This is a genomic window from Fulvivirga sedimenti, assembly GCF_020328055.1.
The window spans coordinates 1,155,467-1,177,863 of sequence record NZ_JAIXNE010000004.1; the positions used below are offsets into that span (position 1 = coordinate 1,155,467).

Below are 22,397 nucleotides of genomic sequence, written 5' to 3' on the forward strand. Positions count from 1 at the left end.
GACCTTAATTGACAGTTTACATATCGTAATTTTATATAACAGGTTATTTTTTTACCCTATAATTAAAATTTATATATCTAAATATTATTTTTGGGGTAAAATTTGAACCACTAACATCTTAAATCATGATAAAATCAAAACTTGAGTACATCTGGCTTGATGGCACCGCGCCAACCCAGGGACTTCGCAGCAAAACAAAAATCGTTTCAAATTTCAGTGGCAACGTAGAAGATTGCCCGATGTGGTGTTTCGATGGAAGCTCCACCCAACAGGCAGAAGGCCATTCATCAGATTGTCTGCTGAAGCCTGTTGCTTGTTTTCCGGACCCGGCACGCACCAATGGCTACCTGGTGATGACCGAGGTTCTGAATCCGGATGGCACGCCCCACATCACCAATGGTCGTGCCCTCATTGATGATGATGATAATGATTTCTGGTTTGGATTTGAACAGGAATATTTCCTCTGGAACCCATCCGCAAATCTGCCCTTTGGATTTCCTGAAGCAGGATATCCCCGTCCGCAGGGTCCTTACTACTGTTCAGTTGGAGCAACCAACGCATACGGCAGGGAAATCATTGAAGAACACCTGGACCTTTGCCTTGAAGCCGGTATCAACGTTGAGGGAATCAATGCGGAAGTGGCAACTGGACAATGGGAATTCCAGGTTTTTTCAAAAGGTGCAAAGAGTGCCGGTGACCAGGTATGGATTGCACGTTACCTGCTGGAAAGGACTGCAGAAAAATACGGTCTGTCGGTGAACTGGCACCCGAAACCTGTAAAAGGTGACTGGAATGGATCGGGCATGCACGCCAATTTCTCGAATTCCACATTACGTGAAGCCGGCTCAAAGGATGTATATGACGTAATCTGCCAGGCATTTGAGCCCGTTAAGCACGAGCATATTGAGGTATATGGTGCAGACAACCACCAGCGTCTTACCGGAGCGCATGAAACGCAATCCATAGACAAGTTCAGCTATGGGGTTTCAGACCGTGGCGCCTCCATCCGGATTCCAATCGGAACGGTTGAAAACGGCTGGAGGGGATGGCTGGAAGATCGGCGTCCTGCGTCCAATGCAGACCCGTACAAAGTTGCGGGTCGCATTATCAAGACCGTAAAAACTGCCGAAGTCGCAGTAATGCAATAACAGTTTCTCAGGGCGGGGGCGAACACAAACCTCCGCCCTATTCATTCCCCGACACTTTACAATGCGGCCGGATTTTTGTATTTATGTCACATGGCCGTTATCTCCAAAAAGAAAATACCCTATCCGATCAGCCGGGGTCTCCGCGGTTATCTCATCCATAATGGACGGGAAGCCGATTTGCCCATTACCTATACCGATCTTCTCCGGTACGATAATTCGCTACCATTAATAGACAAGAATGACCATGATACCCTGTGGGAAACGGTTATCTACTCACAGGATGACATGAAGGCAATCCATAACAGCGTAAAAAAGATTTACGCCCTTTTGAAGGCCGACGGAGATATGTCGGTTATGGAGCACCTTTTTATTGACCGCATCGACCTGTGTATTTATGGAAACACACAGCCCTTCCGGGTTCGGGTGGTAAACCGCATCAATGACAACTTTGATTACTTCTATATCAAAAATGCCGATGCTTCCCGTATTTATGGCCTGGAACTCGAACACCTGCTATCCCCGAACAGGATCAGCTATCTCGTGCATGAGAATACGCTGATAGAGGAACATATCATTGGAATTCCCGGAGACCAGTTCATTAAGACCTATCTGAACGACCAGCATCTGAATGCCACCCGACTGAGCAAGGAATTTGTAAAATTTAACGAGCGTTGTTTTATCCGACTGCTGGGCGATATGCATTCGAGTAATTTCGTCGTGGACATCACACCGGATTTTGAAGATGTGGTATATCGGATCCGGGCGATTGACTTTGACCAGCAGTCCTATGAAGGAAGAAAATCCATCTACCTGCCCCAATATTTTAAGCAGAATAATGCGTTGATCGAGGTAGGTCTTCATTGCCTGACCCCCGAAACAGTGAAGCAATACCAGAAAGAAGAACGTTCACTCATTGCTAACAGGCTGAAAGCAGGTCGCGAAGTGATCGACGAGCTGCTCGATGTGATGACCGCGGATACGCTGGCCCCGCCTGAAAATGTAAAGTCATTGCGCAAGGACCTTGCACAACATTACCGGAACAAGGAATTTCTTAAATGCGAAAGCATGGGCGCCTTAGTTCGCCAAAGCTTACTCACTGTACTTTAAAAAAGAATTCAGGGGAAAAATGTACCTTTAACTATGATTTTGGTAAAACCCAAATCAAGCACGCTGATATCAATCGGATTGTTTGTCCTGATATCGATGGCCGGTGGCATCTATGGTTTATTCGGACTCATCAACGATGTACATGCCGCGTGGTACAAGTATGTCCTGGCCATTCTGTTTTTACCACTTGGAACTGCCATATTAATCAGAACGCTCTGGTCCTATAAAAGGATCAGCATAGGAAAAGGTAAAATACACGTGCATTACCCGGTTAGAATGAGGCACACCGAATTTTCAGTGAAAGAGATCATTTCCTGGAAGGAGGAATCAATTAAAACGGCTTCCGGCACTTACCGTGAACTTCAGATCAAACATTCAACACACAAGACACTTGATATCTCGATGCAGGAACATTCCAGGTACAAAGAGACCCTCAAATACCTGAAATCCAAATGCGCCGGTAAACAAATCCGAATTTAACTATGATTAAAAATTTACTCGTTGTTGGCCTGGGTGGTTTTGCTGGCAGTATCTGCCGGTATTTATTTTATATATGGCTGGAAAAAGAACGGAATATGCCATTGGCAACCTTCACGGTAAACATGTTGGGAAGCTTTGTCCTGGGGATTTTCATTGGATATTTCCTGATAAGAGGTGCGGAAACGAATATTGCGCGGTTGTTTTTCGCAGTCGGATTTTGTGGAAGCTTTACCACTTTTTCAACGTTTGCGCTGGAGAACTGGAATATGTTCAACAACCAGGAATATCTGCAGCTGGCCGGCTATACTGTCGCCAGTTTTGCCATCGGCATACTGATGATTTTTGGCGGCATTGTGATTGGAAAGGCAATCTGATTACTCTTTCTTACCCACATCCCTGATGAAATTAGACCAGCGCATGGGGTTAAGAAAATTATTGGGCGGAAATATCAGATTCAGCTCATACAATCGCTGATACCGTTGCTGATCCGCTTCATATTCAGTGAGCTGATTCGCTTTTACCTCCTGCCGCACATCCGCTTGAAATTCACGAACAATATCATCCTGCGTTACAGGCAATTCCGCATCCAGAAAAGCATCCTTGAAATGATCCAGCGTTGGCCATGGAAAAACCACCACTTCCGGAAGCAGAATCGATTCCTGCCACATTAACTGGATCAACGAATACCGCTTATTCGAAACCTCATAAGGCATGACAAAATAGGCCGGGCGATATCCGATTGAAGTGAATCGCAGTGTATCACCCGGATTAATAAAAATTGAAAAATAGCCGTTGGAATCACTGGCAGTTCCGTAAACCGTACCTCCAAGCTGGATATTCACGTACGGCAATGCTTTTTGCTGATCGGCATCCATCACAACCCCGGTTAGCAATATCGGATTTCCTACACGCTGGGCATTGAGCTCTACGCTGCCCAGAACGAAAATTACTACCAGTGCAAATCGCCAATTCATTATCTTCTATTTATGCTCCCAATCATAGGTATCCAGTGATTCCAGACACTTACCCAATAGCTTGATACTGCTTTCAATATCCTTTTTATGAGCCATTTCAATTACCTGGTGCAGGTGCCGGGTTGGAATTGAAATTGCTCCGGAAATTGAACCGTTCTTACCCATTCGCTGAACACCTGCCGTATCCGTTCCCCCTGCTGTAAGCACTTCAGGCTGCCACTTAATCTTATTCTTGTCGGCCGTTTTCTTCATGTAGTCCACCATCCTGTAATCACATATGGCACTGGCATCCATCAGCTTGATGGCCGTACCATGCCCTAGTGATGTTACTTTTTCATGGGGCTGTGCACCGGGCAGATCAAAGGCTATCGTGGTATCTAAACCAAACCCAAAATCCGGATTGATCGTATGGGCGGCAACATTGGCACCTCTGATTCCTACTTCTTCCTGCACGGTAAAAACACCATAAACATCGAACGGCGTAGTTTTTATTTTTCTGAGCGTTTCGATCAGCACAAAAACAGAAACACGGTTATCGATCGACTTACAATTAACACAATCTCCCATCTCAATAAGTTCCCGTTCGCGCGTAATTGGATCACCAATGGAAACCACCTTTTCCACATCCTTCTTTTCCATTCCCAGATCAATGTAAAAATCGGTGGTTTTTGGCATCTTGGTACGCTCCTCGGCCGACATAACATGGATCGGTTTAGTGCCCATCACTCCAATCACATCCTTCTTCCCATGTATGATCACGCGCTGTGCGGTCAGGGTTTTGGGATCAAAGCCCCCCAGCGTAGTAAACCTTACAAACCCTTTATCATCGATATGAGTCACCATGAAGCCTATCTCATCCATATGGGCCGCAACCATTGCGCGCTTGTCTGAGGACTTACCCTTTTTAATAGTGATAATGTTACCCATATTGTCCACATGACACTCATCGACCAGCGGTGTTACTTCATCGATAATCATCCTTCGGATTCGCTGCTCATATCCCGGCACTCCCGGTGCCTCGCAAATTTTTTTGAGCAATTTTACGTTTATTGCCATATCAGAGATTTCATTTTAATACATTACATCTGTCCTGAAAATTACTTGTTTTTCGCCGATCGCGGACAATGAAATGCAATGAAATCGTTAATATCATGAAGATATTTGTGAACGAATTGTGAATCGGAATTTATGAAACGAAAAGTCCTCCTTTTATTTGTCCTGGCACTCGTTACGCTGGTAGTCGTTGGAATACTGGGGCGGACTTCCATCAATAATTCCATCAGATCAATAGAAGAGGCTTCCGAACCGAACCGTAAGCTGAATGTACTCAAAGAAGTTTTTCAGGATCTGCTTGATGCTGAAAGCAGTGTTCGCACCTATACCATCACAGAAAACCGAAATTCCCTGTCTTCATTCGGTGATGCTGCATACAATATTGACAGCAAGCTGATTGAATTAAGAACCCTGACCGCCGATAGCAGTCAGATCCTTTTACTGGAAGAGCTTGATTCCCTGATCGAAAATAAATTTGACATTCTTCGCCAACTCATAGAAATCAAGGAGACAGGAAAGGACAGCAGTGTACTTCAACGTGTGCGTGCCGATATCGAGATTTTGAAGAAAAAAGAAGTCCCGGAAGAGCTAAGCACCATTCGCGATCTGGACCCTGAGAGCGAAAACAATTCCAGTATCTGGAAGAAACTGTTTGGCAACAACCGTAATAATACAACTCCGAGCGATTCCCTGTTCGGAGATACCGTGCGGCAGGATCTTAGTTCCGAACAGGTCGATGAGGCATTGACAAGAATCAGCCAGGAAGCCTATCAGACAGCGCAGCTTCGCAAACAACGGGAACAATCTTTAACCCGCAGGGACAACCGTGTGATGGATGAAATCCGTTCGGTAGTTGATGAATTTGAGAAAATTGATCTCGGACTGACCGCAGACCGCACACAGCTTCTGACAACGGCTTCAGAAAATGCAAAGACAACGATCAGTACCATCATGGTCCTGGCATTGATCGTATTTGCCGGACTTTTACTAATCATTTTCAACGATATTAGCCGAAATCAGCGAAATCGCGAAGAGCTTGCCCGGGCAAAGGACAAGGCAGAAAAGCTGGCACGCGTGAAAGAAGACTTTTTGTCTAATATGAGCCATGAGATCAGGACTCCGCTTAATGCCGTGATTGGGTTTACCGAGCAACTGGAAGCTTCCCCGCTCAACCCGACTCAAAAAAACCATGTGAATAAAATCCAGCGATCCGGTCAGCATTTACTGCAGCTCTTAAACGACATCCTGGATTACGCTAAACTTGAATCCGGTGAAGTGAGACTTGAACAGGTGGGCTTTAATCCGGCCAGAGAGACCCAGGAAATTGCGGATCTTTTCATGCAGCAGGCAAAGGATAAAAAGTTATATCTGAAAGCAACCATTGCTCCTGATTTTCCGCCGGTGCTCATCGGGGATCCTGTCCGGTTTAATCAGATCATTATTAACCTGGTAAGCAACGCATTGAAATTCACGCGTGAAGGCGGCATTGAAATTCGGTTACTTGCTGAGAAGGAGAAGGAGAATGAGAATGAGAATGAGAATGAGAATGAGAATGAGAATGGGAATGGGAATGGGAATGGGAATGAGAGTGTAAAAGTAATCCTGGAGGTAACAGATACAGGGGTGGGAATTCCGCAGGACAAGATCAACCAGATCTTTAAGGAATTTGCACAGGCCGACACCTCCACAGCCCGGGAATATGGAGGAACCGGTCTGGGATTATCTATTGTAAGAAAAATCACGGCAGCACACGATGGAAATATCCATGTGGCATCAAAACCCGGGGAAGGCACAACTTTTACGATCACCCTGCACTACCGAAAAGGAGATCAAAAAGACATACCGGAACAAAAACAACAGGATATCATTCCTTCCTTCGGCGGTCAGCATATTCTCGCGGTTGATGACCAGGAGTTCAACCGGGAACTGGTCGAAACCATCCTACAAAAATGGAACCTTTCTGTGACGCTTGCTTCAGATGGTACGGAAGCCGTGCACCTTGCTTCGAAGGAATATTTTGACCTGATATTGATGGATATACAAATGCCCGGGATGACCGGACTTGAAGCCGCCGCTAACATAAGAAATTCTAACAGCCTCAACAGGGATACGCCCATCATCGCACTCACAGCCGGCGCATCACCGAAGGAACAACAGGCCAGTGAAGGTGCTGGCATGAACGGTATGTTGCTCAAACCGTTTACACAAAAAGATATGTACAACACGCTCTCCCGGTATCTGAACAATACTCCGGAAGGGCCCATTCCAGACGCATCCCCTCATCTGGACATGACAGATCTCATCAACCTCGCCAACGGGGATGATTCATTCGTGATCAATATGCTCGGTATTTTTCTCAAGAATAGCCGTTCGGATTTTGCGCAGCTGCAAGAAGCAGTCGAGAATACGGATCTGAAACACATCAGATCGCTCACCCATAAAATGATCCCTCCCTGCAGGCACCTGGGCTTTGTTGAAATTGTTGAATTGCTTCGTCATATGGAACACGCGGCAGAAGACGAACAGATGGAGGATGTTTTAACAGATCATAAAAAACTATGCAGGGAAATGGATCAGATGTATCCGCTTGTTGAAGAGGAATTACGTAAATTCACGGAGCGACAGGCAAGTTCGGCATTATGATTCCAACCAAAAACAATCTGATCTTTGTCGTTGATGACGACGCATATTTCAATGGATTATTAACTGCTTTCGTAAAGAGAATTTCAACAAAAGCTCAGATACCTGTTACGATTCAATCGTTCGAAAGCGGGGAAGCGTGTATGGCGCATCTTCATCTGAATCCATCCGTTATTTTACTGGATTTCTACCTTGATTCATGCAATGATATCACATCCACAGCTTATGACCTCCTCTCGGATATTCATAAAACGGTTCCGGATGCGTACATCCTGATCGTTTCCCAGCAGGAAGACTGGTCCATGTTTAAGCAGGACCTTATTTCATCGGGCGCCAGCGAATTCCTGCAAAAGGACCGGGACCTGGAAGACAATCTGACTGTACTTCTGACAGACCGGCTAAAATAGGGTTGCTCAACCCTTAGGGGGTAATTCAGATTATTCACTATTTTAGCATCGCATGGCTGCCTTTACTATTTATGTGGTTGAAGATGATGAATGGTATCGCGAACTTCTCGCGCATACACTTTCGCTGAATCCTGATTTTACCGTCCGTAAATTCAGTAATGCCACAGATTTTCTGAAATCCCTGGCAAATTGTCCGGATGTGGTTACCCTGGATTACCGTTTGCCGGATATGGAGGGAAATGAATTGTTAAAAAGGACACGTCAGCTTTGTCCGGAAGCCGAAGTGATCATTATTTCAGAACAGGATAAAATAGAAACGGCCGTGGAGCTCCTGACAATGGGAGCCTATGATTATATTGTAAAAACCCGGGATATCCGTGACCGTCTTCTCAATACAATTCAGCATATCCGTAATCATTCCTCGCTGAAACGACGGGTAGCCACACTCGAACAGGAAGTTCAGAAGAAATACGATTTTGGCACAGCAATAATTGGCGACAGTGAGCCCATCAAGCATATATTCAAACTGCTCACCAAGGCTGTAGACAGTAATATTACGGTAACCATTACCGGTGAAACGGGTACTGGAAAGGAATTAGCAGCGAAGGCCATTCATTATAATTCCAACAGGGCCGGCCATCCGTTTGTCGCAGTGAACATGGGCGCCATTCCTGCAGAGCTCATCGAAAGTGAATTGTTCGGCCATGAAAAAGGAGCATTTACCGGGGCCAGCTTCAGAAGGGTTGGAAAGTTTGAGGAAGCCGATAAAGGAACCCTTTTCCTGGATGAAATTGGAGAAATGGATCCAAATCTGCAGGTCAAGTTGCTGAGAGTTTTGCAGGAAAAGGAGATCGTGCGAATCGGCAGTAACAAACCCGTAGCTATCGACTGTCGAATTATAGTTGCTACACACAGGGACTTGTTCAAAGAGGTAAAAGAAGGACGGTTCAGGGAAGATCTTTATTACAGGCTGTTCGGACTTACCATAGAAATGCCCCCGCTGAGGAACCGCGATAAGGATATCATTCTTCTGGCAGAATATTTTGTGAATCAATTCAGTAAAAACAACGGAAAACCCGTCCCCGCAATTCACCCGGAGGCTAAGAAAAAGCTAATGAGTCATAATTACCCTGGAAACGTTCGTGAACTCAGATCTGTGATGGAGCTGGCCACGGTTATGTCTGACGGGCAACAGATTCTGGCCGATGACATCAACTTTCGGAAAAATGATGAACTGTACGAACCGCCGATGGAAGGACTCACATTGCGTGAACACACATTTAACATTATCAAGCTCTACCTGAAAAAGCACGACGACAATATCAAGGAAGCTGCACGCGAACTTGACATCAGCTATTCCACCATTTACAGGATCCTGAAAAAGGAGGAATAACCTTTCATTTTGCAAAAAATTTTCATTTTGCAAAAATTTACTGCCCTCTAAAATTTCGTTATACCCTCACTATCAATCAATTAACTTATTGGTATATCAGTTGCATATCAGTTGGCATAGTGAATAACACCGATATGGAGCTTACAAAGAGTTTAAAGGTACTGATCATAGAAGACGACATTTATTATGCCGCTATTCTGGAAAAGAACCTGAAGAATCATATGACACGTGAGGAGATTGGCCTGAATTACGATGTCAAGATATTTCAGCTGGCAGAGTCTGCCCTGCAGCATCTTGAAAAAGACACCGACATTGTAATCATGGATTATTACCTGGAAAATGATCTGGGAGAAATTCCCCTGGCAGGTATGGATCTTTTAAAGGCCATAAAGAATTACTGTCCGAATTGTAAGACCATCGTTGTTTCGGCCTCATCGGATCCTGCACTCACCATGTCATTATTTGATAACGGCATTTATGAGTTCATCCATAAAGACCGGAATGCCACTGAAAAAATTACAACAGTACTTCGAAAGATTATCGGAGACATTCTGTTGGAGCGCATCATGATCCTGGATGCCAAGTCAGGATCAGAACAAATGAATTAATTAAAAGCAAAATCCATAAACCATGAAAAGAATACATAAATTCATCGCCGTTGCCGTACTGGCAGCCCCCGCATTTGTAGCCTGTAACCAGGACAAGATTGATCAGCTGAGCAGTGAAAATCAGGAACTTGCAACACAGACCCAGAACCTGAACAAGGAACTGGAAGAATACATGAAGACCTTCAATGAGATTGAAGCGAACCTTCAGGAGATCAAAGCCCGTGAGGAAAACATCAACACGGCAACTTCTGATAACGTAGAGTATCAGAACAAGGATAGCAAGCAGGCTATTGTATCTGATGTACAGGCGATCAACACATTGATGGCAGAGAATAAGGAAAAGATCGCAAGTCTTCAGGACAAACTTGAAAGCTCGAATTCAGAATTCAAGAAGATGGTTTCAAACCTTAACTACCGCATAAAGCAGAAAGATGAGGAAATTGTTGCCCTTAAAACTGATCTTGAAACGCTGAACATTGAGAAAGAGCAACTTGCTAAAAATGTGGTGACGTTAACTTCACGAATTGACACCCTTTCACAGGAAAAAGAACAGCAGCTGGCTACTATCCAGGAGCAAAAGTCGAAGATTGAGAATCAGACTGAAGCCATGAATACTGCCTATGTTGCGATCGGATCTTACAAAGATCTGCGTGATGAGCAGGTTGTAGTTAAAGAAGGTGGTGTACTCGGCCTTGGAAGCACCGAGAAACTAAATGATAAGATCAACACTGAGGCATTCAGCAAGATTGATATCACAGAAGTAAGAAGCATTCCTGTTCTTGCAAAAAAGGTTGAGTTGGTTTCCATTCACCCTGCAGGATCATATGAATTCGAAATGAACGCGGAAGAGAAAATAGAGAAGTTGGTAATCCTTGATCCCGAGAAATTCTGGGCATCTTCGAAATACCTGGTAGTGATGGTTGAGTAGATCTGTTGATTGAAGTGATTCATATACGCGGGAAGGGCACGAAAGTGCCCTTCTTTGCATAAATTACCGTTAAAATAAATACGCTGAAGTCCTTTTTAAAGCACTGTAAGATATCTTACTTTTGTTTGGCTGCAGAAATTTTTTAACTATCCTCTGTATCCGTACATTATCCATACAAAACCACAACAGAAAATGCAAAAACACTCATCCATCATCCAACGATCTTTACGATATCTGATGCTTGGCATAATCGCAATTGCCCTGGTGGGAGGTTCCGGTTGTAAAAGCAAGAAGAAGGCAGCAGAAGCAGCTGCAGCCGCTGAAGAGAAAGCGCGAATTGAGCGCGAAATGGAAGAAAAACGTCGTGCAGAAGCAGAAGAAGCCGCCCGCAGAAAAGCAGAGGAAGAACGACTCGCTGCAGAGCGCGAGCGCGCCGCTGCCGCTGAAAACTCGCCGGAACGCCGACTTGAAAAATACTTCGACGCCATCGCATCCGGAACCGGATCATCCAGCAAAAGCATGCAGGAAGCCATGTCTCTCTTTGCATCTCCTGAAACTCCGGTACTCATTGTGATCAGCGAAGACGGAGGTCAGAAAGATTATGACCGTCCGACTACCATCAAGGAATACCTGAATTACCTTAAGGATACAAAGAACAACGTTAACCGGATCTTCGAGGTAAAATACGATGCCGCCGGTAAAATTACCGAACTGGAATTAATCAAAGAACTTTAATGAACCCGACTATCATGAATAAACTATTCGTCTTCTCATTCATTTGTCTGCTCACTGTTTCTGCTGGTCTTCAGGCCCAGACCGCCGATATCAGCCCACAGCGAAAGCAGGCAATCGACTCCCTTGCACTTGAAAAAGTTCGTGACCTCAGTAAGTATATCAGCATCATCGGCAATAAGGAAACTCCTTTCTCAGAAGCCCAGCGCGTGATGGACCGGGCTGAAGAGTTATTTGCCGATGACAGTGAAATTGGCGTTTCCTCGCTCACCACGCAGGAGATCAATTACTACAAGATCCGCCGCTATTTTGAGCGTCTAATGGCTCTGAACTACGACCGGGTGAATATCAAGTGGTATGATATCCATTATATCAGCGACCTGGAACGACAGCCTGACGGCCGTTATGTTGGTGTAGTTACCGTTTATCAGCGATTTGAAGGTGAGTCTGATGACGGACTATCCTACAAGGACACCACGAAAAAAGATATTACCATTTATGTGGAACGTAAAAAAACCCAGATTCAGGGACGCGTTATTGAGTTCTGGGACGTTCTTTTAGGAGATATTCGTGTGACTGAAACCACTGCATGAAATACATCATTTTTTTAGTGTCTTTGCTTTATTTTTTTCCTGCGGGTGCACAAATCGGTGACCCAATGGCAGACGAAAGCAAATTATATGCTGAAACCAAACAGGTAAACCAGTTTTTTCGGCGTTTCAATGGTGAAGAAGATGAAAAAGGAGAACGGTACTACCCCAAAGACAGGCAATACCGTTCTCCTGAACTTCGTCAGAAATACCTGGGCATCCTCTTTGATGCGAGCAACGCGGGAATTCCCCGGGATCGGAAAATAGAGTTTGCAAGGGACGTGATCAGTGACAATGACCCTGTATTCCTGGATTTTCATAATAAAGAGTGGTTTGCTGAAGTCACAACACTTTTCACTCTTAATAATCAGCTCAAGGAATTCAAACTTTTCATGGCATTGGAAAAAGACGGCCTGGGATATAAATGGGTGATCACCCGCGTCTGGTCGGAAATGTTTGAGAATTACATGGAAAGGGATACCACAGGTATTGGTAAGTTTCTTCACCCGATGAGTCATGAACTTGACTTCATGAATTTACGAAAGGCAATGATCGACCGGGACAGTGTAAGCCAGTTCGTGAAAAAGGAATACCAGCCTGATTATCTCACATTATTCCTGTATGAAATCAAAAAGGGCAATCTCACCTTTAAAACAGTAAAGGAAGTAAAATTTCACTTCTTCCAGGTGAAGGACTGGTATTTTCAGATTTCTGAATTTAACCGTACCGGCTACAATACAGGCTGGCTCATTTCAGACCTGGTAAAAGTTGAAGACCGTGACAAGGACATTATGCGCAAGTATATCTATCATGAAAAATAAATTTCTATTGCTGGCATTCATGCTGCTGATAGGTCCTCTCACCCCCATCATGGCACAGGAAGAGGAAGAGCAGAAAATCAGGGATATCGTTAGTTTCCTTGAATATATGCTCAATACGCTGGGTGACCCCCAGACCAGTGCGCGTGACAAGGACGTGATCGTAACGGAAAGTTATTCCAAAATATTCCGTGACGGTACTGTTCAGGTAGAGGATGACCTTGATGAGAACAGGGACGTAGTCACAAATAAGGATGTTCAGGCATACCTGAAGGATGTAAACTTTTTTTTCAAGACCGCACGCTTCGATTTCGAATGGCAGGATATGGAAGTGAGTGAAAATGAGCAGGGCGAAACTTACTATAAAGTTTCGCTTCTCAGGAACCTTCAGGCAATAAGCGTCACGGGTGATACCATTAATCAGACCCTCCCCCGTTTTGTCGAAATCAACCTGAATACAGATGCGCAGGACCTTCGTATTGCCAGTATATACACAAATGAACTGAACCAGGATGACGTATGGATGAACTGGTGGGATAATCTCTCGCTGGAATGGCAGTCCATCTTTAAGCGTGAAACCGGCAGCATTGATGATCTCGAACTCAGCCAGATCAAAAAACTCGCAAACATCGAGGAATTAGACCTGGAAGGGAACCGTTTTATCGTGGATGTGGAGCCACTGAGCCGTATCAGTCAGCTGAAAAACATTAACCTTTCCCATACCCAGGTAACAGACATATCGCCCATCAGGAATCTGAATAAGCTTCAAAGCCTGGATATATCCCATACTGGTGTTTCATCCATTGATGCACTGAAATATGCCCGCTCGCTGATAACGTTTCATCTTGATCATACACCAGTTCAGGATATCGAAGTCATTGGACGAATGCCAGCACTTGAAACGCTTACGATGAACGGAACATTCGTTACAGACTTTTCCCCGATTGCAAGTGCGGTAAAACTAAAACATCTGACATGCGCTTACACAGAATTGAGTGACTTCAGCTCACTGAATTCCCTAACGTCACTTGAGACACTCAATATAAACGGCACCGACCTGGTCTCAGCCGCGGATCTTTCTGGCCTTCAGAATTTGAATGAATTATATGCCGACAGCACGCTGATAACTTCATTGTCGCCGCTTTCTGCATTGAAAAAACTGGCTGTCTTATCGGTTAATCACACAGGGGTGAATGATCTGGGATCCCTGTCGGATCTAAAAAGTCTTAAACGCGTTTACTGCGATTATTCGGGAGTGACCCTTACAGAGGCCCGGTCATTCATGGATAAAAATCCAAAGGTCCTGGTGGTTTTCGAATCGGAAGACCTCATTACCTGGTGGGATCAACTCCCCCCGGAATGGAAGGATGTCTTTATTTCCTATGTATCCATCGGCGAAAATGCCGAGAAGGAAGAGCTTGCCAACATGGTTCGCCTCGATAGTCTGGATATTTCCGACAATATGTATATCCAATCCTTTGAGCCTTTGAGCCGACTTATCAAACTGGAATATCTCAATGCAGCCAACACCGCTGTAAACAGTCTTTCTCCGCTTTCAGGAAAGAAGGATTTACATTACATCGACATATCAGGAACACAGATCACAGATCTTTCCCCGCTCGAGGATCTTATTAACCTGTCCATTATCAGGGCTTCTAAAACGAATGTTTCGGAGCTAGGTCTGGTACGAACACTTCCACAACTTGAACTGATCAATGTGGATGAGACCGGGATTTCTGATACTGCAATGATCACGATGGCACGGATGCGTCCGGAAACCCTGATCATTTACAAAACCCGCAGGCTGGAGACCTGGTGGTCCCAGCTGAACGACGAATGGAAACAAATCTTTTCCAGTCAGATGACTATGTCAGCAACACCTGACACGGAGGAATTACACCGGCTGATCAGCCTGCATTCAATTAAAATTTCAGATGCCTCAATTGCAGATATTCATCCATTGAAGGAGTTTATCCGGCTGAAAGAACTCAAAGTTTCAGGCACACGGATTCGTAGTTTATCCCCTTTATCGTTCCTGTCGTCCTTGGAATCACTGGATGTTTCCAGAAACCCGCTGGAAGACATCACTGGCATAAAAAGTCTGAGTAATCTTCATAAGCTCGATATTTCCAATACGCCGGTAGATGATTTAAGGATACTATCCTCCCTGTACAGAATTGAAGTGCTCAACTGTTCCGGCACACAGATCAAAGGGCTGGACGGATTGGAACGGCTCAGCGCGCTGAACAACCTGGATTGTTCCAATACCTCGGTTAAGAAACTGGATCCTGTCTACAATCTTGGACTGGAGATACTGAATTGCTACAATACCCGTATTTCCAGTAAAAGGATTGATGAATTCAAACAATTGAATCCCGAATGTGACGTTAGTTTTTATTGATGGCAAAACGTAAGCTTACACCGGCACAAAAACGAAAAAGGAGAAAAAGACCAGCAGGTAGCACAAGGAGGAAAAACTGGAAAGTAACCCTGCTAAAATTCACGCTTGCTGTATTTTTTCTTGGCATACTGGCTGTTGGCGGACTGGTATTTCTGGTCTGGTCGGGCGCGTTTGGGAAGTTGCCCACACGGGATGCGCTTAGCAAAGTCGATAACTATCAGGCCACCGAAGTATACAGTGCAGATAAGGTACTTCTGGGCAGATACTACATACAGGAACGAACGCTGAATGATTACGATGAGATCTCCGAAAATGTCATTAACGCGCTCATTGCAACGGAGGATGTGCGGTTCTTTGAACACGATGGGGTTGATTACCGAAGCCTGTTCCGCGTGGGAATACGTACGATCCTCCTGCAGGACCAGAGCAGCGGCGGTGGAAGTACGATAAGTCAGCAATTAGCCAAAAACCTGTTTCCCCGCAGCAACCGCGGACGGTGGTATATGCCGGTCATTAAAATCAAGGAGGCGATTATCGCACACCGGCTGGAAGATATTTATTCCAAGGAGGAGATCCTCACCCTGTACCTGAATACAGTCCCCTTCGGAGACAATGTTTACGGAATTGAAATGGCATCACGCCGGTTCTTTAATAAGCCGGCAAGGAGCCTTGCCTTGCAGGAAGCCGCTGTACTGGTTGGCATGCTTAAGGCGAATCACTCCTACAATCCGCGGCTTTATCCTGAACGTGCATTGGAACGACGTAATGTGGTGCTGGCGCAAATGGTGAAATACGGATATATCGATCAGCTTACCTATGACAAACTGGCTCCACTGCCCATCGAGCTGAACTACTACAGGATCACCCATAATACCGGACTGGCGACTTACTTCCGTGAATTTCTCCGGCCCCAGCTGGAAGAATGGTGTGCCAACAATGAAAAACCCGACGGGTCTCCTTATAATCTGTATACCGATGGTCTGAAAATCTATACGACCATCGACTCAAAAATGCAGCGTTACGCCGAAAATGCGGTTTCAACACAAATGAAATCATTGCAATCAGTATTTGATGAGCACTGGAATGGAAAGCCGTGGAAAAATAACGTGAGCGTTCTGGATGCCGCTTTGATGCGCTCCTATCCCTACAAGAATTTCCGGAAGCAGGGAATGTCATCCCAGGAAGCAATTCAGGCAATGACTGAAAAACGGCCCATGAAAATATTTACCTGGGATGGTGAAAAGGAAGTAGAATTCTCATCGATCGATTCGGTAAAGCACTACCTGAATTTTCTTCAAACAGGATTGCTCGCCATGGACCCGAATAAAGGGGACTTGCGAGCATGGGTTGGTGGAATAAATTTTGAATATTTCAAATACGATCACGTAAATGTTAATACGCGACGTCAGGTAGGCTCTACATTCAAGCCGTTCGTTTATGCAACGGCTCTTGAAGAAGGGATTGACCCTTGCACCTACATTTCAGGAGAGCAAATCCAATATACCAACCTTGCCAACTGGACTCCCGGAAATGCGGATCCCAGTGAAGACGAAAATAAATACAGTTTCGCTGGTGCCTTATCCAAATCGGTGAATACCGTGAGTGTGAAAGTACTGGAGGCTGCAGGAATCGACAATACGATCGAGCTGGCTAAAAGTATGGGCATTGAATCCCCGCTGCCGAACGTACCTTCCATCGCTCTTGGTACAGCAGATATTTCATTGCTCGAAATGGTGACGGCATACTGTTCATTTGCTAATGGCGGCAGAAAAGTTGAACCCCGATATCTTCTCGAGATCAGGGATCAGGATGATAACCTGCTGGCTGAATTTCCTTATAAACGCAACAATAAAGATCGTGTGATGTCGCAGGAAACATCTGCCATCATGATCGAATTGATGAAGACGGTTACCAATGAAGGCGGCACCGCCTCCAGGCTCCGATGGAAATATGGTCTTCAAAATGATTTTGCAGGTAAAACGGGAACCACGCAGTCCAATGCCGATGGCTGGTTTATCGGATTCACCAGGCGCCTCGTGGTCGGGGCATGGGTAGGTGCGGATGATCCGGCGATTCGATTCAGATCAACAGCACTCGGCCAGGGGGCTAATACAGCGCTGCCAATATTTGCATCACTTTTCCAGCAATTGAATAAGGATGAAGCATTCCGTCAGGAAACGCGCATGAAATTTCCCCCTCCTTCAAACCGCGTAATGCGCATGATCAGTTGTCCACCTATCAAAGAGGATCTTTCGCTTGCCGAACGCCTTTTTGGCCAGGAACAAACCTCATCTGAACAGCGGGAACGATCCTTTGGTGAAAAACCTCAGGTTCAGCGCGAGCGTACATTCTTTGATAAGATCGGAGATATCTTCAAGGAAAATAAAAAGAAGAAGCGCAAGAACTGATCAGATCGTCGACTCGTCAAATAAAATATGACGATTCAGCATCTCATGTAACGTTAAGAATGTTTCCGTACGCTTAATGTGGCTTATGGTCTCCACCTGATCATGCAGGATGGTTTTCAGGTGCATATTATCACGGGCATGCACCTTGATGAACATATTAAATTTGCCGGTGGTATAATGTATTTTTACTACTTCCGGGATCAGTTCCAGTTTTTCAAATACAGCATCAAACTTGCTGGTCTCGTCGAGATGAATTCCAACAAAAGCGGATACAGTCCATCCCATTTTAGCGTAATCCATACTTAGGGTGGTGCCCGTTACCATTCCTGCATCCATCATTTTCTTCATACGCAAGTGAACGGTACCGCTTGAAACACCTGCTTTTTTGGCCACTTCAGTATAGGGCATTTGGGCATCCTTCGAGAGTTCTGAAAGGATTTTAAGATCTACTTTATCGAGTTTCTTAGCCATTTAAGCTGTATTCGTTGTTGAGCATGACAAGATAGTAAAGAATTTTGGTATATATAAAGACTCTAATACGAATAAAAAAACCCTGTAGTGAATACTACAGGGTTTGTGCGCACGAAAGGAGTCGAACCTTCACACCCGAAGGCACTGCCGCCTGAAGACAGCGCGTCTACCAATTCCGCCACGTGCGCGTTTTTGTAAGACGTTGCAAAAATAGTGTAATTAATACCAAAAAGTAAAACCCGCCGCTTTATTTCTTTCTGGGATATGCAGGAAACAATCAGACCCGAATCTTTATGCCGACTGTTTTTTATAGAACCAGATCGCAAGGAAGATCACACCGGCAAAAAGTCCGCCGAGGATCAATACCCGTATAAACATATAGTCGATCAATTCCCTGACCATCTCACCGGACTGATTCATCATGCCTGTTGAACCTGAGGATACATCCGTAGTGATCGCCACACGCTGGTCTTCCACAAAATTTTGAATACCCAGCCGTTCCTGTCGAACTGCATTTAAAATTTCGATGCGTTCCTGGGTCAGAGCCTTTAATGTCTCTATGCGTTCCTGCCGGATCATGTATAAAGTTACGCGACGCTGATAGTCCAGGTTTGCAAGAAGTGTATCCCGGTTTTCTTGTATAATGTCTTCAGTATTTTCAAGCAGACTGGCACTGGCATCCAGCATTCGCTGCATATCAGTCAGCAGGGTCATCATGCTGTCGGCCTGCAGTGCACTAAGTCTTTTATCCATTTGCCAGACCACCTGTTTAGGCATATTTGCTGAAAAATATTCGAGCTGATTTCCCATATACCGCATCAGGTCCGGCATTGATAAGATTCCTCCCTTGATACCCAACTGATCGGAACTGATCCAATTTGAAATTTCAAAAATGATGGAACGACGGCTCAGATAATCATCCTGTACAGGATACCGGGAGGCATATGTTCGTAAGCTTGCCCTGTCTTCATCAGAAATATACTTGCTTAATCCGTTTATATAGCTGGTTACATACTCAGTGAATAAGGATTGCATTTCAGGACAGGCCAACCCGTAAATTTTGCTGCATTGCTCAGATTCAAAATAATCAATCAGCTGATAACAGAGTACCCAACTATCAATGGCTGCAGCCAGCGGATCAGGATGAATGCTTGTTTCGGCGATCGAACCCAGCAACAAGGATTTCAATGCGATCTGGTTCATGCGCATTTCTGATGAGGGCTCATCTTCAATTAAACTGTCAATCTTCCATTCAATACGCTTCGAATACACCGTAAGCAGCTCATGCATATTCATGGCGATATAATTGTTGTTTAGCTCAAATTGCTTTCGCTGACTCTCCTGAAGTCTTTTCTCCTTCCTGCTTTGTGCATTTACGGAACACGGCAGGCTAAAGCCAAGAATGAATAGTAGAATGAAAGGCCAAACTCTCATAAAAAGGGGCGTTGATTGCTAACGGATCAGAATTTAAGAAAATGATCCCGGAAATCTTATGATATTCCTCAATAAGAATGAATCAATTGAATCGCAAAATGATCTTCATTCCCGGCCACAAAAAAACCCCGTAGCGTATGCTACAGGGTCGTGCGCACGAGAGGAATCGAACCTCCACGGCCGCAATGGCCACCAGGCCCTCAACCTGGCGCGTCTACCAGTTCCGCCACGTGCGCAGGTAGATCTTGTTTTCAGGGTGGCAAAACTAATACGAAAAAATATTAATACCAATAGTTTTCATTTCTTCCAGAGCGTATCCAGAAAATTACGTTCTGAATCAAAAAAGTGTTCCACGACGGTAAATCCCGATGCGGCAGCAAGTGCATCCGTTTCATAGGGATCAAATTTTCTTGAGATTTCCATATGTATGGGTTCCCATGGCCTGAATTCAAATGAATGCTCTCCAATTTGTACCGTTTGTTGCTTCCGGCTAATCAGGTAACTCCTCGCCTGCCCCGAAATGGGATCATAAACGGGATAGTGTGAAAATGCATCCAGATCAAAATTTCCCCCAAGCTCGCGGTTTATGCGGTCCAGTAAATTCAAATTAAAAGCGGCCGTAACTCCGCTGGAATCATCATAAGCCGCCAGGATTTTTCGCGGATCTTTTTTTAGATCAAAACCTATGAGGACCATATCGCCGGGATGAAGGGCTTCATTCAATTCAGAAAGAAACACCACGGCACGATCATCTGTGAAATTTCCAATATTTGACCCCAGGAACAAAACAACATTTCGCGTTGATGCATTCTCCAGCGCTTTAATCGCACTGAAATACTCATTGCGGATTCCTGCAACATGAAGCCCGGGCAATTCTTTCAAAAGATTTTCGGTAAGACTGGAAATCGCATTATCCGAAATATCGATCGGACGGTACGTAAAACGGGCGTCTTGCTCAACCAGCTGCCGTAACAGCACTTTTGTTTTGAACCCATCCCCGGCTCCAAATTCAAGCAGATTAAAAGGAGATTCATCTACCCTGATTGACCTGCATATTTGCGCCTTATTGGTATCCAGCACTTCATATTCACTGCGGGTCAGGTAATATTCATCCAACCCCATGATCTGCTGAAAGAGCCGGTCACCCTTTGAATCATAAAAGTAGCGGGAAGCAAGTTGTTTTGGCTTGGAAGAAAGGCCGGCTATGACGTCCTTTTCAAACTGTTGTATCATTAATTCCTGTTATTGATAGGCAGCGAGTCGAACACCGGAAAATAGCCATCGATGCTGCGGTTGAAAAAAATTCCGGTAGGTTGCCCTGATATGGTCGCCTGGGGTAGCATATGAACCGCCCCTCAGTACCATCTGATTTACCATAAACTTACCATTATATTCCCCTACGGCTCCTTCCGGTGCCTTGTAATACGGATATGGAAGATAGGCACTTGACGTCCATTCCCAAACGTCTCCGTAGAATTGATGGCCGGACTGCCCGACTACCATGGTCTGAAGATAATTGGATTCGAAAAAATTACCCACGCCGGCATCCCCGTGCGAACGACAGGCCACTTCCCATTCAAATTCTGTAGGCAGCCGGTATCCCGCCCATTTGGCAAAAGCATCGGCCTCAAAATAATTGACATGTTGTACGGGGGCATTCATGTCAACCGGAAGCAACCCTCCGTTAAGTGAATAATTCATCCATCCCTCATCGGTTATATGCCAATGGAACGGTGCCCGTACCTGGTTTGCATTTACCCAATCCCACCCATCTGAAAGCCAGTGACGGTAGTTGGTGTACCCGCCGTCGGCCATGAATTGCAGGTATTCACCATTTGTCACCAGTCTGTCTGCAATTCGTGCCCCATGAAGGAAAACCTGATGCCTGCCATGTTCATTGTCAAAGCTGAATCCTTCATTCTCATGCCCGATCATGTGTAATCCCTCATCGATGTCAAGCCATTTCATTTCAGGACTTGTCTGAAGTTCATAACTTCTGAACTCCCGGTACGCAGGGAATAATGGATTCGTACCAAGAATATATTTTATGTCATACAGAAGTAATTCCTGATGCTGCTGTTCATGGTTCAGACCCAGCGCAAGCAGTTTGAGTAACTCCGGACCGGGATCTGCCTCGAGAAGCGCGGCCATTTGTTCATCCACATAGTGACGGTAATCTAGAACCTCATCCACTGTCGGACGCGTGAGATTTCCGCGATTCGTTCGAATAATTCTGGCTCCTTTTCCCTCATAATAACTATTAAATACAAAAGCGTAGGTATCATCGTAAACCTGGTAATCCGACTTGAGTGGTTGAAGTATGAATGCTTCAAAGAACCATGTGGTATGACCCAGGTGCCATTTAGGCGGACTCACATCGACAATAGGCTGCACGACATGATCCTCAGCTTCAAGCGGCTTGCAAATTTCCTCGGAACGTTGCCGCACGAGAAGGAACTTGGTAAAGGGAGATGAATCAACTGCTAACATAATTGGTCCTGTTACTTTATAAAGTTAAGAACCAGCAGTTTGTTTAAACAGAAATAAGGAAACTTTATGATTGACTCAGTGATGTTTCGCGATCTCAACGGTATGTGAACGTTGATGTGCCTTCACAGCGGCATAGAAGAATACCCCAAAAAAAATCGCCATCGACACTATTGCTATGAGAAACATCACTTTAACGGTTAGAATTGTTATCAGATCATACAACTAAGTTAGTTCATGAAGATACTAAGAAAACATTTTTTTTCCGGTTTTAGTTTGACTATGGTACCACATTTGTAAGATGTTGAGCAAATTTGA

General features: G+C 44.9%; 20 protein-coding genes and 2 tRNA genes. 14 read left to right on the top strand and 8 right to left on the bottom strand.

Features of this window, described 5'->3' with window-relative positions; all coding sequences use genetic code 11:
• Window positions 1–125: 125 nt before the first annotated feature.
• From LDX50_RS23110 to crcB, 4 genes are all read left to right on the top strand, one after another.
• Complete coding sequence (locus LDX50_RS23110) at window positions 126–1,148, top strand: glutamine synthetase beta-grasp domain-containing protein (RefSeq protein ID WP_225698579.1); 1,023 nt, start codon at window positions 126–128, stop codon at window positions 1,146–1,148.
• 90 nt (window positions 1,149–1,238) lie between these two features.
• Window positions 1,239–2,255 carry a hypothetical protein gene (locus LDX50_RS23115; protein WP_225698580.1) on the top strand — a complete coding sequence of 339 codons (1,017 nt, stop codon included), beginning with the start codon at window positions 1,239–1,241 and terminating at the stop codon, window positions 2,253–2,255.
• Between the two features lie 33 nt (window positions 2,256–2,288).
• Window positions 2,289–2,735, top strand: a complete 447-nt coding sequence (locus LDX50_RS23120; protein ID WP_225698581.1) for a hypothetical protein — start codon at window positions 2,289–2,291, stop codon at window positions 2,733–2,735.
• Between the two features lie 2 nt (window positions 2,736–2,737).
• Window positions 2,738–3,109, top strand: a complete 372-nt coding sequence (gene crcB, locus LDX50_RS23125) for a fluoride efflux transporter CrcB (RefSeq protein WP_225698582.1) — start codon at window positions 2,738–2,740, stop codon at window positions 3,107–3,109.
• Here the strand turns inward: crcB and LDX50_RS23130 are convergent, their stop codons facing one another.
• Both LDX50_RS23130 and LDX50_RS23135 read right to left on the bottom strand, forming a co-directional pair.
• Window positions 3,110–3,709 carry a carboxypeptidase-like regulatory domain-containing protein gene (locus LDX50_RS23130; RefSeq protein ID WP_225698583.1) on the bottom strand — a complete coding sequence of 200 codons (600 nt, stop codon included), beginning with the start codon at window positions 3,707–3,709 and terminating at the stop codon, window positions 3,110–3,112.
• 6 nt (window positions 3,710–3,715) lie between these two features.
• Window positions 3,716–4,765: a M42 family metallopeptidase gene (locus LDX50_RS23135; RefSeq protein WP_225698584.1), complete on the bottom strand. Its 1,050-nt coding sequence runs from the start codon at window positions 4,763–4,765 to the stop codon at window positions 3,716–3,718.
• Between the two features lie 132 nt (window positions 4,766–4,897).
• Here LDX50_RS23135 and LDX50_RS23140 point away from each other — a divergent pair, with 132 nt between their 5' ends.
• From LDX50_RS23140 to LDX50_RS23185, 10 genes are all read left to right on the top strand, one after another.
• Window positions 4,898–7,405 carry an ATP-binding protein gene (locus tag LDX50_RS23140; protein ID WP_225698585.1) on the top strand — a complete coding sequence of 836 codons (2,508 nt, stop codon included), beginning with the start codon at window positions 4,898–4,900 and terminating at the stop codon, window positions 7,403–7,405.
• Window positions 7,402–7,809: a response regulator gene (locus LDX50_RS23145; RefSeq protein WP_225698586.1), complete on the top strand. Its 408-nt coding sequence runs from the start codon at window positions 7,402–7,404 to the stop codon at window positions 7,807–7,809. Before LDX50_RS23140 ends, LDX50_RS23145 begins: the two co-directional genes overlap by 4 nt.
• Before the next feature lie 52 nt (window positions 7,810–7,861).
• Window positions 7,862–9,202, top strand: coding sequence for a sigma-54-dependent transcriptional regulator (locus LDX50_RS23150; RefSeq protein WP_225698587.1), 1,341 nt, complete (start codon window positions 7,862–7,864; stop codon window positions 9,200–9,202).
• A gap of 134 nt (window positions 9,203–9,336) precedes the next feature.
• Complete coding sequence (locus LDX50_RS23155) at window positions 9,337–9,810, top strand: response regulator (RefSeq protein WP_225698588.1); 474 nt, start codon at window positions 9,337–9,339, stop codon at window positions 9,808–9,810.
• A 22-nt stretch (window positions 9,811–9,832) separates the two neighbouring features.
• The gene (locus tag LDX50_RS23160) at window positions 9,833–10,738 is read left to right on the top strand and encodes a Cbp1 family collagen-binding glycoprotein adhesin (protein WP_225698589.1); all 906 of its coding nucleotides are present in this window, start codon (window positions 9,833–9,835) and stop codon (window positions 10,736–10,738) included.
• Between the two features lie 192 nt (window positions 10,739–10,930).
• Window positions 10,931–11,473 carry a nucleoid-structuring protein H-NS gene (locus LDX50_RS23165; protein ID WP_225698590.1) on the top strand — a complete coding sequence of 181 codons (543 nt, stop codon included), beginning with the start codon at window positions 10,931–10,933 and terminating at the stop codon, window positions 11,471–11,473.
• Window positions 11,474–11,487: 14 nt separating this feature from the next.
• Window positions 11,488–12,063, top strand: a complete 576-nt coding sequence (locus tag LDX50_RS23170; RefSeq protein ID WP_225698591.1) for a hypothetical protein — start codon at window positions 11,488–11,490, stop codon at window positions 12,061–12,063.
• 65 nt (window positions 12,064–12,128) lie between these two features.
• Window positions 12,129–12,881 carry a hypothetical protein gene (locus tag LDX50_RS23175; protein WP_225698592.1) on the top strand — a complete coding sequence of 251 codons (753 nt, stop codon included), beginning with the start codon at window positions 12,129–12,131 and terminating at the stop codon, window positions 12,879–12,881.
• Window positions 12,871–15,279: a leucine-rich repeat domain-containing protein gene (locus LDX50_RS23180; protein WP_225698593.1), complete on the top strand. Its 2,409-nt coding sequence runs from the start codon at window positions 12,871–12,873 to the stop codon at window positions 15,277–15,279. Before LDX50_RS23175 ends, LDX50_RS23180 begins: the two co-directional genes overlap by 11 nt.
• Window positions 15,279–17,687 carry a penicillin-binding protein 1A gene (locus LDX50_RS23185; RefSeq protein WP_225698594.1) on the top strand — a complete coding sequence of 803 codons (2,409 nt, stop codon included), beginning with the start codon at window positions 15,279–15,281 and terminating at the stop codon, window positions 17,685–17,687. The genes LDX50_RS23180 and LDX50_RS23185 overlap by 1 nt, the downstream gene beginning before the upstream one ends.
• Here the strand turns inward: LDX50_RS23185 and LDX50_RS23190 are convergent, their stop codons facing one another.
• The 6 genes from LDX50_RS23190 to egtB form a co-directional block, all read right to left on the bottom strand.
• Window positions 17,688–18,158 carry an Lrp/AsnC family transcriptional regulator gene (locus LDX50_RS23190; protein ID WP_225698595.1) on the bottom strand — a complete coding sequence of 157 codons (471 nt, stop codon included), beginning with the start codon at window positions 18,156–18,158 and terminating at the stop codon, window positions 17,688–17,690. It lies immediately after the preceding gene.
• A 106-nt stretch (window positions 18,159–18,264) separates the two neighbouring features.
• Window positions 18,265–18,346: transfer RNA gene (locus LDX50_RS23195), tRNA-Leu, on the bottom strand.
• Window positions 18,347–18,449: 103 nt separating this feature from the next.
• The gene (locus LDX50_RS23200) at window positions 18,450–19,592 is read right to left on the bottom strand and encodes a hypothetical protein (protein ID WP_225698596.1); all 1,143 of its coding nucleotides are present in this window, start codon (window positions 19,590–19,592) and stop codon (window positions 18,450–18,452) included.
• 151 nt (window positions 19,593–19,743) lie between these two features.
• A tRNA-Leu gene (locus tag LDX50_RS23205) sits at window positions 19,744–19,828 on the bottom strand.
• A gap of 61 nt (window positions 19,829–19,889) precedes the next feature.
• On the bottom strand, window positions 19,890–20,825 hold the full coding sequence (gene egtD, locus LDX50_RS23210) for an L-histidine N(alpha)-methyltransferase (RefSeq protein WP_225698597.1): 936 nt from the start codon (window positions 20,823–20,825) through the stop codon (window positions 19,890–19,892).
• A gap of 9 nt (window positions 20,826–20,834) precedes the next feature.
• Window positions 20,835–22,082, bottom strand: coding sequence for an ergothioneine biosynthesis protein EgtB (gene egtB / locus LDX50_RS23215; RefSeq protein ID WP_225698598.1), 1,248 nt, complete (start codon window positions 22,080–22,082; stop codon window positions 20,835–20,837).
• Between the last annotated feature and the right edge of the window lie 315 nt (window positions 22,083–22,397).